Genomic DNA, 16,305 nt, shown 5'->3' with positions numbered 1-16,305 from the left:
AGCCCGCGTTTCAAGGCGCTATCCTGTGTCCCCGGCACGACTGTTCTGATCCGTCTGCAGGCTCTGTAGCGCCCAAGGGCGCTACAATAGCGCATCGTTTATATAACTCTTTGATTTTCAGGATACTCATGGCACTGCAATGCGGCATCGTTGGCTTGCCCAACGTTGGTAAATCCACTCTGTTCAACGCTCTGACCAAAGCCGGCATTGCGGCTGAAAACTACCCTTTCTGCACCATCGAACCGAACGTCGGCGTGGTCGAGGTTCCAGATCAGCGTTTGCAAGATCTGGCCAAGATTGTGAACCCCGAGCGCATTTTGCCTGCTGTGGTGGAATTTGTGGACATCGCTGGTCTGGTTGCTGGTGCCTCCAAGGGCGAAGGTTTGGGTAACCAGTTCCTGGCCAACATCCGCGAAACCGACGCTACCGTGCATGTAGTGCGCTGTTTTGCCGATGAGAACGTCATTCACGTAGCCGGTAAAGTGGACCCCCTGGCTGATATTGAAATCATCAACACCGAATTGGCGTTGGCTGACCTGGGCGTGGTTGAAAAAGCCTTACACCGTAATCAGAAGCTGGCTCGCTCAGGCGATAAAGACGCTGCCAAGCTGGTAGCCTTGCTCGAACGTATCGAGAAAGCGCTGGGCGAAGGCAAGTCCGTGCGTTCGCTGAAGTTGGACGAAGACGAGCTGCACCAGATTAAATCCTACGGCTTCATCACCGCCAAGCCCACTATGTACGTGGCTAACGTGAAAGAAGATGGCTTTACCAACAACCCGCACCTGGAAGCCGTGCAGAACTACGCTGCGGCTGATGGCGCTCCAGTGGTGGCCGTCTGTGCTGCCGTAGAAGCTGAAATCGCTGAACTGGACGACGCCGACAAGCTCGAATTTCTGTCCGACCTGGGCATGGAAGAGCCCGGCCTGAACCGTGTTATCCGCGCCGCCTACAGCCTGCTGGGTCTGCAAACCTACTTCACCGCAGGCGTCAAAGAAGTTCGCGCCTGGACGATCCGCGTGGGCGATACGGCCCCTCAAGCCGCTGGCGTGATCCACACTGATTTCGAGCGTGGCTTCATCCGTGCACAGACCATCGCCTTTGAGGACTTTGTCGCTTGCAAGGGTGAGCAAGGCGCCAAGGAAGCCGGCAAGATGCGCGCTGAAGGTAAGGAATATGTCGTCAAAGATGGCGACGTGCTGAACTTCCTGTTCAACGTCTGACGATTTTTGCTGGATCTCGGTGACGCTTAGTAGCGCTTGGTGGACAGGTTGACCCATTTGAAATCAATGGGTTGCGTAAACAATACGGTCTACTGAGCGTTCCTATTGTTCATCGAGGTCCAGAAAATTCGGGGGTAGCGTTGGGGGTACTCGTGTTCAACCGTGGGGGTACATCTCCCCGCAGTGGAGTCCAACGATGCCCGAAAATCTACTCACCGACCTCAAGGTCAGGTCGGCCAAATCGACTGATCGAGACTGGAAACTTTCAGACGGCGGGGGCCTGTTCCTGCTGGTCAAGCCCACCGGCGGCAAGCTTTGGCGGTGGAAGTACCGCCTGCAAGGAAAGGAGAGCCTCTTTGCCATTGGCGGCTTTCCTCAAGTAAGTCTTGCGGAGGCGCGCGCTGCCCGCGAGAAGGCGCGCGCGTTGGTCAAGCAAGGCATCCATCCTGCCCATGAGCGGCAGCAGGTCAAGCAGCGCAACCTCGAAGCGCTGGAGGAACGTAAGCGCGCCCGTGAAAGCTCGTTCGCCAAGGTGGCGCAAGCGTACCTGGCCGAGATCAAGCCAGTCTTTGCGTTCAGTTCCTACCGCACGAAAGAATCCCGCATCAGGAAGTACCTGTCGCCCAAGTTCGATGGGATGCCGATGAGCGACATTGGGGTCAAGCAGATTCGTCCGCTGCTGGAGGAATGCAAGGCACATGGCGCGTGGGCGGCCATTCACGTCAAAGGTGATCTTTCGGCGATCTTTGAGTTTGCGGTGGTGCGGGGGCTGGTCGAGGCAAATCCAATTCCCAGCCTGCGCGGGCTGCTACGCGTGCCGTTCAGCGAGAGCAAGGCGGCGATGACGCGAGAGCAAATCCAGAAGTTCTATCAGGAGTTGCGCGGCTACCGTGGCTATCCGGAAACTTCATTGTGCCTGCGGTTGATTGCGCTGACCGCCTGCCGTCCAGGGGAAGCGGCGGATGCTGAGTGGGACGAGTTCGACTTTGAGGATGCACTCTGGCGTCGGCCAGCGGCGAAGATGAAGGCGCGGCGTGACCATGTCAGTCCGTTGTCCACGCAGGTCATAGCGGTGCTGAAAGACTTGCAGCACATCACGGGTGACGGGCGCTATCTGTTTCCGCACCGAAGCGGAAATGGCTTCACTACGCCCAATCGGCTTACCTATGCGATGCGTGATATGAATCTGGGTCGAGGCACGACGCCGCATTGCTGGCGGACGACCTTTTCGACCTGGGCCAATGAGAGCGGATACCGGCCTGATGCGATTGAGCGGCAGCTTGCCCACGTGGAAAGCAACAAGGTGCGGGCGACGTACAACAAGGCGCTGCTGCTGGATCAGAGAAGGACGCTGTTACAGAACTGGGCGGACTACCTGGGTGCTGCGGAGGGCAACGGCACAGCATAGAGACGATTTGACCGGTTGTTACAGAGCGAGTGAGCAAGGGTGGGCGGCCTTTTCCTTTTCAGGGTAGGGCCGTTGCCCCTTGAGTGCCGTTCCTTTGCCATTTGCCTTTGCCGAAAGTTAGGCGCTGGAAATGGGGTAAACAATGAATTAAATGGGGTAATTTCGGATTTATTGCCCTTTTTGGGATTCATGTCGCCCATTTCCTTCTTGGTCGGCCATGCCAGCCCCTCACGACCAGTCCAATGTTCAGGAAATGGGGTAGTCAAACACCGATAATGAGGTATTCTTAGAGACACTACCCCATTTTAAGGCTATGATTACCCCATTTAGACAGCCTGGGCTTACATTTCCATGCACTCGCTCACACCCGAGTACCTTGCCGCGCTTCGCTTCGATGGCACTCAGGCCGCCACGTTGCGCACACTGGGCGAGTACCAGGGTAAGCAGCAACTCTACGCTGCGCAGTCGCCCGAAGCCCTCAAGGGGCTACGCCAGATCGCGGTGGTGGAGTCCACCGAGTCGTCCAACCGGCTGGAAGGTGTTGTCGTAGCGCCTTCGCGGCTGAAGTCTCTGGTCATCCGCAACGCAACACCAAAGAGCCGCTCCGAACAGGAGATCGCCGGCTACCGTGACGCCCTGGCGTTGATCCACGAATCGACCGCGCACATGCCCTTCAGCGAGGGCGTAGTGCTGCAACTCCACACCCTGCTGTACCGCTATATGCCGCAGGCGGGCGGGCGCTGGAAGGCTACCAATAACGACATCATCGAACGTCACCCGGACGGCACGTCACGTCTACGCTTCCAGCCGGTCGCTGCGCACCTCACACCCATAGCTATGACCGATCTGGCCGGGCGCTACGCCACCGCGCTGGATCAGCACCTGGCCGACCCCCTCGTACTGGTGCCGTTGGCGATGCTCGACTTCCTGTGCATTCACCCCTTCCCGGACGGCAACGGTCGCATGTCCCGCTTGCTGGCCCTGCTGCTGCTTTACCACTTCGACTATGCCGTGGGGCGCTACATCAGTTTGGAACGTATCTTCGAGGAAACCAAGGAAGGCTATTACGAGACGCTGGAAGCCAGCTCGCAGGGCTGGCACCAGGGGCAGCACGACGTAAAGCCCTGGCTAGACTACTTCTGGGGTGCCTTGCTACGGGCCTACCGTGAGTTCGAGGAGCGCGTCGGCACCATCGAACGGGGACGTGGCAGCAAAGGCGACCGAGTGCGGACGGAAGTTCTGGGGCGCACCCTGCCGTTCTCGATTTCCGAGATTGAAGAAGCCTGCCCGGGCGTGAGCCGGGACATGGTTCGACTAGTGCTGCGAGCGATGAAATCAGAGGGGTTGATCGAATCGACTGGCAAGGGGCGAGGTGCGAAATGGAAGCGCATCACAGCAGGCACCTCCGATAGTACAGCGGTTCTGGCGATTGGCCACAAGATGGATCAGTGAGGACTCTCCATGGATAACGTTTTCCAATTCCGCGACCAGCTCATCGAACGATACGGCAGCTTTTCCCGCAGTTTCGTTCGCATCGCTGCGCCTGATATCCAAGCCGAGGTCGAACATCAATATGCGCAAGGTCGCTATTGGCCTGAACCGCTGGTGCAGATCAACCCGAATTACCAACGCCAGGGCACGGTGCAGAACCTGGCGGCGCAGGGGGTCTTGCACGCTGCCTGCGCAGAGATCTTCCAGGCCGGGAAGTCTGAAGGTTCGCCAGAACCCCTGCATCTTTACAAGCACCAGATGGAAGCCTTGGCCAAAGGCCAGGAACGCCAAAGCTATGTGGTCACGACCGGAACGGGGTCGGGGAAGTCCCTGTCCTTTTTCATCCCGATCATCGACCGCATTCTCAAGGCCAAGCAATCCGATGGCAAAGCACGTACCAGGGCCATTGTCATCTATCCGATGAATGCTCTGGCCAACAGCCAGCTGGAAGAACTCGACAAGTTTCTGCATGGCTATGCGCCAGAGCTTCGTCCCTTCACTGTCAAGCGCTACACCGGCCAGGAAAGCAAGGCGGAACGCAGCGCCATCGCGGATGACCCGCCCGATATCCTGCTCACTAACTTCATGATGCTGGAGTACATCCTCACGCGCTTCGACGAAGTGGATCGGCGTGTGGTGGAACACTGCGAGGGACTTGAGTTCCTGGTGCTGGATGAGTTGCATACCTATCGTGGCCGTCAAGGGGCGGACGTTGCCTTGCTAGTGCGGCGCCTGCGAGAGCGCTTGAAAGCCGAGCAACTGGTCTGCATCGGCACGTCGGCCACCATGTCCAGCACAGGTAGCCAAGCCGACCGCAACCGCGTGGTGGCCGATGTGGCTAGCAAACTTTTTGGCACCCAGATCAGCGAGCATGACGTCATCGGCGAGACCTTGGAGCGCGTCACCAACCCGCTCAAGGACGTCAACGCCATCCGCACAGAACTACCGGCGGCCATTACGCGAAAGCAGGATATCTGGGCTGACTTCGACGCCTTTCGCAATGATCCGTTATCCATCTGGGTGGAATTGAACCTGGGTATCGAACTACCTGCCGACGAGCCTCCTAGGCGGGCGAGACCCATGATGCTGGAAGAGGCCAGCCGCCGTCTCGCCGAAGACGCGGGTTGCCAGCCTGAAGCCGCTCGCACCGCCCTGCAGCGATTCCTAGTGGCTGCCCATGATGTGCGCACGCCCCAGGGCAGGCCGCCTTTCGCGTTCAAGCTGCACCAGTTCATCAGCGGTCCCGGCAAGGTACTCACCACGCTGGAGGCGCGAGGTAAGCGCCATGTCACGCTCGATGCTCAGCGTTTCGCGCCGGGGCGACAGCAAGAGAATGTGCTGCTTTACCCGACGCACTTCTGCCGCGATTGCGGCCAGGAGTACCTACCTGTCTGGCACGCACAGCAACCGGTCAGCTTCAGCTCACGTGAAATCGACGATATCGCGGCAGAAGACGACGCCAGCTATGGCTTCCTGTGTCCTCTGGTGCCCGGGCAGCAATACGGTGGCCTGCTCGAAGATCTGCCGGAAACCTGGATCGACCTCAGCCGTAGCGAACCCAAAATCAAGCCAGCCTACAAGAATGCCGTTCCCTATATGGTCACGGTCGATGCCAAAGGGCAAACGGGCTCGGGGGCGGAGTTCTGGTTCATTCCGGGAAAATTCCGCTTTTGCCTGAACTGCGGTACGACACACGAAGCCCACGGCAAGGATGCCAACCGCCTCTCCAGCCTGTCTGGCGAAGGCCGCTCTTCGGCCACTACCATGATTGCCCTGGCGGCCTTGCAGCAATTGTTCGCACTTTCCGAAACTGCGCCAGGGCAGCCTGACTCACGCAAGTTGCTTGGATTTACCGACAACCGCCAGGATGCCGCTCTGCAGGCGGGACATTTCAACGACTTCATTTTCCTGCTGACGCTGCGTGCCGGCTTGATCGGCGCACTGCAGGGCAGCGGCGGCCAACTCGATGAAGAACACTTGGCCGAAAGCGTATTCAAGGCCCTCGGCTTTCAAGGGGTCGATGAAGCGACCTTGGTGGAGTATCTGCGCACCCCCAAGCTCATGGGACTGGCCCGACAAGAAGCGCAACGCACATTGCGCTTCATCATCGCCTACCGGCTACTGCGTGATCTGCGGCGTGGCTGGCGCTTCAATAATCCGAATCTGGATCAACTCGGCCTGTTGCAGATTCGGTATCGAGATCTGGATGCCTTTTGCGCTGACGCCAGCATCTTTGCTGCAAACAGCACCTTGACCAAATTGACGACAGTGCAGCGGACAGTTTTGTTCGAACTACTGTTCGACGCCTTGCGCCGCCATCTGTGCCTGGAAAGTCGTTACCTCGACCCGGTTGAGCAGGACAAGGCACGCACCAGCGCCCACACCTACCTGAATGAACGTTGGGCCTTCGTTCCAGACGAGAAACTCGATACCGGCCGCTATCTCATCCTCGGCAAGCGCCCGGAATACAAGGGCAAGCCGCGCACCGACTTGGTGACAGGTGGTCCACGTTCCCGTCTGCTACGGCAAATAAAGACGGCCGCCTTCTGGCGCAACAGCGCCTGCGCCAGCGAGGTCGCGCAGTGGAAAGATGTCGAGTGGGCTAAGCTGATCGAAGCGCTGCTGGAGTCCGCCAAGGACTATGGTTATGTGCAGCGCCAACCTATCGACGCCCAGCTCGCAGGCTGGCGCCTGAACGCGGCTGCCCTGGACTGGTGCCTGATTGCCGATCAGCCGCAAACTGATAGCAATCGAATCAATCAGTATTTCCGCACCCTGTATCTCGGCATTGCCGACCTGCTGCGTCGGCCCTCGCATCCGCTGTTCGACTTCGAGGCCCAGGAACACACCGCCCAGGTGGATGCGCCACGCCGGCAACTGCTGGAGCAGCGCTTTCGCTACACCGAAAAGGACAGGCAGGATTGGGCGCAGAACCCGGCCCACGAAGCGCCGTTGGAACGTCTGCCGGTGATGTTCTGCTCCCCCACGATGGAGCTTGGCGTGGATATCTCCGCGCTCAACACCGTGTACCTGCGCAATGTGCCGCCGACCCCCGCCAACTACGCCCAGCGCAGCGGCCGTGCCGGTCGTTCGGGTCAGCAGGCGCTGGTCATCACCTACTGCGCGGCACTCAGTCCGCATGACCAGTGGTTCTTCCACAATGCCGAGCAAATGGTGCATGGCGTCGTGCGCGCGCCAACCCTCGATCTGAGCAACCGCGATCTCATCGACAGCCATCTGCAAGCGGTCTGGCTGGCCAGCACCCAGGTGCCGCTGGACGACAGCATTGCGCCTATGCTGGATCTTGACAAGCCCGGCAAACCACTGAAGCAGCCCTTGCACGAAGGGCTCCGGGCGCAGGCTGTCCAGCAGCGGGCCTTGGCCAGTGCCGACCGGGTCATCGACCAGCTTGAGGGCGAGCTTGAAGGCAGCGCCTGGTTCACGCCTGACTATGTGCGCCAGGTCATCGACAACGCGGCGCAAGCGTTCTCTGGGGCGCTGGAGCGCTGGCGCGTGCTGTTCGATGCCACCCGCCAACAGATGGATATGGCTGATCGCATCGTCAGGAGCCATACCGCCTCGCACACTGAGCGCCAAAATGCCCAGCGCCGTTACGGCGACGCCGCGCGGCAGTACGCCGTGTTGCTCAAGTCCGGCAACGGCCAGAATAACGACTTCTACACCTATCGCTACTTGGCCAGCCAGGGCTTCCTGCCAGGCTACAACTTCCCGCGTCTGCCGCTGATGGCCTGGATTCCCGCCCGTGGCGGCCAGGCCGTCAACGGCAAGGATGACGAAGGCAGCATGGTCAGCCGGCCGCGCTTCCTGGCCCTGTCCGAATTCGGCCCCCGCAGCCTCATTTATCACCAGGGCCGCATGTACCGCGTGGTGCGTGCCAAACTCAACGTAGGCAATACAGACCACATTTCCGGCAACAGCCAGTTGGCCACCATTGCCTCGTTGGTGTGCAGCCAGTGCGGCTACGGCCATCTCGGCGAGCCGGGCGGCGAACAGCCGCTGGTCAATCGCTGCGAGAACTGCGACGCCTTGCTCACCGAGCACGATTGGGTGCGCGAGCTCTACCGTATCGAAACCGTAGAAACTGTGGCCACCGAGCGCATTTCCATCAACGACGAGGAGCGTCAGCGTCAGGGCTTTGAGCTGCAAACCACCTACCGCTTCCTGCCCGGCCCCGATGGCCGTATCCAGCAGCAGAAGGCCACGATCCAACAAGGCGAGGACGTGCTGGGCGAGCTCACCTACGCGCCCGCTGCGCAAATCTGGCGCATCAACCGCGGCTGGCGCAGGCGCAAGGACAAGGAGCAACTGGGCTTCTACATCAACCCCATCACGGGCACCTGGAGCAAGCAGGATGCACCGGATGGGGAAGACGATCAGGGCGGCGACGATGCTTTGCTGGAGAAGGTGCCCAACCAGCGCATCGTTCCTTTTGTGGAAGATCATCGCAATCTGCTGATCTTCGCTCCCGTACATGCCTTGCCTCTGGAGGCCATGGCGACGTTGCAGGCCGCACTCAAGCGCGGCATCGAAATGATCTTCCAGATCGAGGAATCCGAACTGGTGGTCGAGCCACTGCCGAAGTCCGACGAGCGCCGCGCCTTGCTGTTCTACGAAGCGGCGGAAGGCGGTGCGGGTGTGCTCACTCGCTTGGCAAACAATCGCGACGACCTTGCACTCGTAGCCAGCAATGCCCTGCAACTGATTCACTATCGCAAACCGCAGAGCGGCATTTGGACGCTGGAAGATCTGCCGTCGCTGGAACAGACCGATGCACTTGGCAATCATCAGTGCGAAGCCGGCTGCTATCAGTGCCTGCTGTCCTACTTCAACCAGCCGGATCACGAACACATCAACCGCCGCAATGCGGATGCGCTCAAGCTGCTGGTCGCGTTGGCCAATGCTCAGGTACAGCCTGTGGAATGCAGCGAGGCCCCCGTTGCAGCGACGATCTTGGCAGACGAGCCACTCGACGCCTGGCTGTCCGCGCTCAGCCAGGCAGGGGCCGTGCAACCTGATGCGGTCAACGTGTCCGTCAACAATGGCGCAGCCACTGCGGCGGCCCAGTACAAGGCATCTCGTACTTTGGTGTTTCTTTCCGCGGTGGATGAGCAGACCGCCAGCTTGTTGCAGGACAAAGGCTGGCAGGTGCTCGATTTTTCTGACGCTTCACGTTGGTCACAACAATTCGCCGCGCACGCCGATGTGTTCGGCTCCAAGGAATAAAGGAGTATGACGATCCTCGAACACGACTTTCTGCCCGGCAACCTGGTGCGCGCCAGAGGCCGCGAATGGGTGGTGCAAAGCGACTCCCGCCGCGACTGGCTGCGCCTGCGCCCATTGAGCGGTGCCGATGACGACAGCATTGCTTTGATCCCCGAGTTGGAACTGCATCCCGTCGAACCTGCCACCTTCGACTGGCCCGATCCCGCGCGCGCCGGCAACCACGCCGCCGCGCTGTTGCTACGCGATGCCTTGCGCCTGACCCTGCGCGCCGGCGCCGGCCCGTTCCGCTCCTTTGGCAATATCGCCGTGGAGCCTCGCGGCTATCAGCTTGTGCCGTTGCTGATGGCACTGCGCCTGTCCACTGTGCGCCTGCTGATCGCTGATGACGTGGGCATCGGCAAGACCATCGAAGCCGGCCTGATCGCACGCGAGCTCATGGACCGTGGCGAAATCGCCCGACTAGCCATTCTCTGCCCGCCACACCTTGTCGAGCAGTGGCAAAGTGAGTTGGAAACCCGCTTCAACCTTCAGGCCGTGGCGTTGACTTCGTCTTCGGCCTCCCGCATCGAACGTGATCTTCCGCATGGTCTGCGCCTGTTCGACCATCATCCCGTGGTGGTCGTCAGCCTGGACTACATAAAAAGCGAACGCCACCGCGAACAGTTTCTCGCCACCGCCCCCGAATGCATCATCGTTGACGAGGCCCACACCTGCGCCAGCAGCGGCGCAGGCAAGCAATTGCGCTTCGAGTTGCTGCAACGCCTTGCCCGTGACGCGCAGCGACACCTGGTCCTGCTGACCGCTACCCCTCACTCCGGTGACGAAACCGCCTTCTACAATCTGCTGTCGCTGCTCGATCTACGCTTTGCCGCCTTGCAAGGCCGCATGACGGCCTCCGACCCGCTACGTCAAGAACTGGCCCGCCACTTCGTCCAGCGCCGTCGCAAGGACATCGTTGAATGGCAGGCCGAGACCCAGGACGGACGAGGTTTTCCCCGCCGCATGAAAACCGAGCTTACCTATCAACTCAGCGGCGAATGGGGCGCGTTCTTCGACGCCGTGCAAGATTACTGCCGCGAACTGGCTGAAACAGTTGAGCAGCAAGAACAGCAAGGCGGCGCGCGCCTCATTTGGTACGCCACCCTGGCATTGTTGCGCTGCGTGGCATCGTCGCCCGCAGCCGCCGTCAAGGCGTTGACCACACGGCTGGAGGGCACTGTGCCGGATGAGGCGCTTCTCGGCGATGAGCGCCTGCACGATGGCGAGGCCGATGACCTCTCCGGCAGTGATCTGGAGCCGCCTGCCCAGGTGCAGGACGCTGCGCCGCGCCTGCAAGCCTTGATCGCCGACGCGCAACGTCTTTCCGGCAAGGCCGGTGATCCAAAGCTGGCTGCGCTCATCCGGCATATTGACCTCCTGGTGAAGGATGGCTACCACCCGGTGGTGTTCTGCCGCTACATCGCCACCGCCCATTACGTGGCCGAACACCTCAAGGCCGCTTTCCCCAAAGCCACCGTCGATGCCGTCACCGGCGAACTCACCCCCGAAGAGCGCCGAGAGCGCGTGGATGAGCTGGAGGATGCCGAGCAACGCATCCTGGTCGCCACCGACTGCCTCTCCGAAGGCATCAACCTGCAACATCTGTTCACCGCTGTCGTCCACTACGACCTGGCCTGGAACCCCACTCGCCACGAACAGCGCGAAGGCCGCGTCGATCGTTTCGGTCAGCAGGCCGATGAGGTGCGCTGCACTATGCTCTACGGGCAAGACAACCCGGTGGATGGCTTCGTGCTAAACGTCATTCTCAAGAAGGGCGAAGCCATCCAGAAGGAGCTCGGCGTGCTGGTTCCCCTGCCCGAGGATGAAGCTCGCATCAACCAGGCGCTGGTAAAAGCCGCATTGATGCGTCGTGAACGACTGACAGCACCCTACACGCTTGATCTATTCGCGGAAGCCAAGGTCGAACTGCAACCTCTTGAAACTCAATGGCGTGATGCATTGGAGAGAGCCAAGGCCAACCGGACCATTTTCAGACAAGACCCAATTAAACCCGCGAAAGTCTTACCCGAATGGCACAAGCAGCAACGGGCTCTGGGCACCCAGGCTGACGTGCAGCGTTTCCTGCAAAGCGCTTGCGTCCGGCTGGGGGCGCCGCTGGAAATCGGCCGCAAGCAGACCGCACGTTTCCTGCCGCAACACCTACCCGAAGCCCTGCGCCAACGCTTGGCCGACGAAGGCATAGACAAACCCCAGATCATCGACTTCAGCGAACTGCACCGCAGTCATCCGCTGATTGGCCTGCTGGCTCAGCACCTGCTGGAAGACGCACTTGGCGGCGAACGTCCGCTGGCCGCCCGTTGTGCTGCCACTCTTACCAATGACGTGGAGGTCGTCACCACCCTCTATCTTCTGCGCCTGCGCCACCAGCTCAGCTACGTACGCCGTCGCGAACCCTTCCAGATGATGGCGGAGGAAACCGTTGCTCTGGCTGTGCAGGGCCGCAACGCTCCCCAATGGCTGGCCGACGATAGCGTGAGCCTCCTGCTCGAATGCACGCCCAGCGGCAACCTGCCGCCGCAGGCGGCACAGCGCGAAATCCGCACCGCGCTCGACTTCCTCGCCGCGCACCCGCAGCAACTGCAAGCGGTAGCCCAAGAGCGGGCTGATGCCCTGCTGGCCGACCACCAGCGCGTGCGCGAAGCCACCCGTGACGTCGGCCAGTACAGCGTCAGCCCCTGCCTGCCGGTCGATGTGATGGGCGTGTACGTGCTACTGCCGGACTCGCTATAAGCCTCGGCCTAGAGAAGAACAACCATGAAACGCATCCGTAAGGCCCAGACCACGCTCAACCTACCCACCCTCAAACTCGAAGGCGGGCTATTCCTGCCCGATCAACTGGAAAAAGCCGCTCAGGGCCGCGCCAGCGCCCAGAGCGAGGCAGACTACGGCACCCCCAAGGGCGTCAAGCTCAAGGACGAATACAGCCGCGCTTTCCAGATCGCCTGCGCCCAATGGCAGCACTTCGCCGCGCAGATGGAACGCGCCGACGTCGATGCCATGCAGCTCACCATGGCCTTCATCCACGAACTGCTGCGCGACGCCTTTGGCTACACCACCTTGCAAGCCACGGCAGCACAGCAAGTGGGTGAGCTGCGTTACCCGGTCAGCCTCATGGCTGATACCTTGCCCGTCCTGGTGGCACCACACACTGTGGGCCTGGACGAAGCCGATGCGCGGTTTGCCGTGCAGGGCGGCGGCAATCGCAAGAAAGCCCCGTTCCAGGCTATGCAGGAACTGCTCAACGCCAGCGAAGCGCTGCAATGGGGCATTGTCAGCAACGGCAAGCAACTGCGTCTGCTGCGCGACGCTGCCTCGCTCACCCGTCCCAGCTTTCTCGAAGTCGATCTGGCCGACCTTCTTGGAGGCCAGCGTTATGCCGAGTTCGCCAACGTCTGGCGTCTACTGCATGCCAGCCGCGCATCTCGCCCCGGCCAGGGCGCTACGGCGTGCATCTGGGAACAATGGCGCAGCGAAGGCCAGCAGGAGGGCTCACGTGTGCGCGAGGGCCTGCGCAATGGCGTGGAGCAGGCCCTGCTGACCTTCGGCCAAGGCTTCCTGCAACACCCCGCCAACCACGCCCTGCGCGCCGCCTTGAACGACGGAACGCTCCCTAAGGCCAAATATTTTGAACAACTGCTGCGCCTGATCTACCGACTCATCTTCATCTTCACCGTGGAAGAGCGCAGTGTGCTGCACCCGCAGGACGACAGCGCCGAAGCGCTGGCCGCCCGCCGCGCCTATGCCGAAGGCTACGCCCTGGCTCGCTTGCGCGATTTATGCCTCAAGCGCCGCGCCCGCACCCGGCACGACGACCAATGGCAAGCCATCCGCATCGTCTTCCACGGCCTGACCCAGGGAGAGCCGAGCCTGGCCTTGCCCGCCTTGGGCGGCCTGTTCGCCCCCGAGCAATGCCCCGATCTGGACGCCGCCAGCCTGGACAACGCCCATCTGCTCGCCTCCCTGCAAAATCTGCGCTGGGCCAAACCGGCCGGCGGGCAAAGCCTGGTGCCGGTGGACTACCGCAACATGGGCCCGGAGGAACTGGGCAGTGTCTACGAAAGTCTGCTGGAACTGGTGCCCGTCATCGACCTGCTCGCGCGCACGTTCGGATTCGCCGGCCACACCGAGGAAGGCAGCACCGCTGGCAACGCCCGCAAACTCACCGGCAGCTACTACACCCCCGACAGCCTGGTGCAAGAGCTGATCAAGAGCGCGCTCGATCCCGTCATCGAACAGCGCCTGGCCGCGCAGTCGGCCAACCCCACCGAGGCGCTGCTGGCCATCCGAGTCATCGACCCGGCCTGCGGCAGCGGCCACTTCCTGCTGGCCGCTGCCCGCCGCCTAGCGGAAAAGCTGGCCCAGTTGCGCAGCCTTGAAGGCGGGCAGGAAGGCGCCATCCAGCCGCAGGACTACCGCCACGCCCTGCGCGAAGTGGTGGCCCGCTGCATCTACGGCGTGGACCGCAACCCCATGGCCATCGAACTGGCACGCATGGCCTTGTGGCTGGAAGGCTATGAGGAAGGCCGCCCGTTGGGCTTTCTCGACCACCACCTGCAAGTAGGCGATGCCCTGCTCGGCCTAGCCGATCTGAACGTGCTGAAACAAGGCATCGCCAAGGAGGCCTTCAAACCCTTAAGCGGCGACGATAAGGACGTTTGCAAAGCACTGGCCAAGGCCAACGCCGCAGGCCTCAAGCAGATCGCCAAGGACCTGCAAGGTCGTCAGATGCTGCTGGGCATGGACAACCTCGGCGGCCTCGAAGCCCTGCGCGCTATCGAAACCCTGCCCGCTGACACGCCCGAACAGGTGGCCGCCAAGGAACAAGCCTGGCGCCACTTTCTGGAGGACTCCGCCCACAGCCCGCTGGCGCTGGCCGCCCATGCACTGGTGGGCGCCTACTTGCTGCCCAAGACGGAGGACACAGTAGAAACCGTGCCCACCAGCATCACCCTTCATGCGCTACTGACTGACCCGCAACGCGCCCAGACCGAGTACGCCGCTTCCATCGCCGCCACCCGTGTGGCCTGCGAGCAAACCCGCGTGCTCCATTGGCCGCTGGCCTTCCCACAAGTTTTCGCGCAAGGAGGTTTCGACTGTGTGCTGGGCAATCCGCCGTGGGAAATTGTGCAAAACCGCGATGATGCCGTTGATGAAAACTTTCATGAACGACAGAAAAAATGGTTCGGAAACGGAGTTTACTCTGTGCTCTCTGGGCGACGTGACTTGTACAAACTATTTTTGGCTGTCACTCCTTATCTGCTGAATGCACAAGCACGATGCGGATTTATCCTGCCCATAGGATTTATGTTTGAGGATGATTGCGGCGATCTTAGGAGAATTTTGTTTAATGCTGGCTCAGTAATATCCATTTTGCATCTGCAGAATGGCCAGAAAAAATTCTTCCCAGACGTACATGCTAGCTATAGATTTCTTGCCATCACTTTTACAAAACAACTGGTCAATAAACATGCTTTTAGTGCTGTTGTTCGCTCACCCTCTGATCTGAGGGAAATTTCATGGCACGAAATTCATCGAGATAAGCTTGACCAAATTCTTGGCGCTGAGAGAAGTGCCGTCATATATAACGATCTAGATCAAGCAAATATTCACAGTAGGCTTGTATCGAAACTACTGACCCTTAAAAGCCTTGAGTATCGAATAGTTGCGGAGTTTCATGCATCGTCAGACAAGGATTTATTCTTCAGTTGCCCCCAGCACGATACCGACTGGGCGCTATTGAAAAATGGCAGTTTTCACTATTTTAATCCGAGGTTTGGGCTCACTGAAAAATGGGTCAAGACAAGTGACGTCCATGAGCGCATTGTAAGGAAAGATCTTGATCCAGATATTTGGCTTACAAATCCGAGGGTGGTTTTTAGAGATATCGCTAGGAATGATGACACTAGAACACTAATTTCTTGTTTGGTTCCGGCGGGATTCGTGTCTACATATGATGCACCAATGCTCGTTCCTATGAATTTGGATCAGCAATCCGAATTGGCGCTGGCATTTTATGCCGGATACCTTAGTTCATTCCTGGCTGATTTTATTATCCGCCCATATGTGGATAAACACATAAAGGGGTATGTACTGGCTCATCTCCCAATGCCTGAATTTTCCCCAGAAAACCCTTTAATGCTTGAGGCTGCTAAATTGGCGCTATCTCTATCAAAGGATGGTTGGCGCATATCTGGTTGCGCCGATGATCAGCGGGTTACATCAGTAGACCATCCAGGCAGAATAGCGCTCGAAGCAATGTTTTTACGTATTGCCAATGCTTCGCCCAAGGATATCCAGCAAGTATTTAGAGGATTTCCCAGTGTTCAGGCTAATGAGTTTAGAAAATATGAGGAATACCGCACGCAAAGGCTGGTTCTGGAGGCGTGGGAACGGTTGGAACAAGCGCCGCAGGCCATCATTCCGCAAGCCCAGCCAGCTCGTCCCGGCACACCATTCCGAACCTATGCAGAGGGGTACACGCCAGCTACCGAAGCCGAGGACTGGCTGGCGGGGTTGATCTGCGACATCCTCCTTCAGGCAGGTACATGCGATGACATTCACCTTCGCCAGATCCTGCTGACAACCTTGCCGGAGCATAGTTCGCACAGGAAACTTCTGACCGAGTGGCGACAACCGGTCAAGAACGAGCGGTGGTTACATATTTGTGCCTGGCTTCGCAGCGTGTTGGGTGTGCCGACAACAGCGCCCCTGTCCATCCGCGATTCGGAAGGTTTGACACAGGTGCTGGGCGACAATCGTACGGCGTCGCTTGCCAGAGCCTTGATTGAAGCAAGGCAACAACAGGAGTCGGCTTTGGAGAAGGCATTGACCACACCAGAATCGTCCATGCAAACGGAAAGTCTGCAAAAAAGGGGGTAAGGG

Annotated in this window: 6 protein-coding genes; all 6 read left to right on the top strand. The window is 59.7% G+C overall.

Annotated features, from left to right (window positions below):
• Nucleotides 1-128 precede the first annotated feature (128 nt).
• The 6 genes from ychF (at nucleotide 129) to CA948_RS17700 (ending at nucleotide 16,302) form a co-directional block, all read left to right on the top strand.
• Nucleotides 129-1,220: a redox-regulated ATPase YchF gene (gene ychF, locus CA948_RS12100; protein ID WP_094195615.1), complete on the top strand. Its 1,092-nt coding sequence runs from the start codon at nucleotides 129-131 to the stop codon at nucleotides 1,218-1,220.
• Between the two features lie 196 nt (nucleotides 1,221-1,416).
• On the top strand, nucleotides 1,417-2,628 hold the full coding sequence (locus CA948_RS12095) for a tyrosine-type recombinase/integrase (protein WP_108728121.1): 1,212 nt from the start codon (nucleotides 1,417-1,419) through the stop codon (nucleotides 2,626-2,628).
• Nucleotides 2,629-2,979: 351 nt separating this feature from the next.
• Nucleotides 2,980-4,080, top strand: coding sequence for a Fic family protein (locus CA948_RS12090; protein ID WP_108728120.1), 1,101 nt, complete (start codon nucleotides 2,980-2,982; stop codon nucleotides 4,078-4,080).
• A 9-nt stretch (nucleotides 4,081-4,089) separates the two neighbouring features.
• Nucleotides 4,090-9,363 (top strand): DEAD/DEAH box helicase, encoded by a 5,274-nt coding sequence (locus tag CA948_RS12085; RefSeq protein WP_108728119.1) that lies wholly within the window; start codon nucleotides 4,090-4,092, stop codon nucleotides 9,361-9,363.
• Nucleotides 9,364-9,369: 6 nt separating this feature from the next.
• On the top strand, nucleotides 9,370-12,153 hold the full coding sequence (locus CA948_RS12080; protein ID WP_108728118.1) for a helicase-related protein: 2,784 nt from the start codon (nucleotides 9,370-9,372) through the stop codon (nucleotides 12,151-12,153).
• Between the two features lie 24 nt (nucleotides 12,154-12,177).
• Nucleotides 12,178-16,302, top strand: a complete 4,125-nt coding sequence (locus CA948_RS17700; protein WP_108728117.1) for an Eco57I restriction-modification methylase domain-containing protein — start codon at nucleotides 12,178-12,180, stop codon at nucleotides 16,300-16,302.
• The last annotated feature ends 3 nt before the right edge of the window (nucleotides 16,303-16,305 follow it).

It is taken from the genome of Alcaligenes aquatilis (assembly GCF_003076515.1).
Classification (GTDB): Bacteria; Pseudomonadota; Gammaproteobacteria; order Burkholderiales; family Burkholderiaceae_B; genus Alcaligenes; species Alcaligenes aquatilis.
The sequence above is the reverse complement of the archived record's forward strand: the minus strand, read 5'-3'. Positions and strand labels throughout refer to the sequence as shown.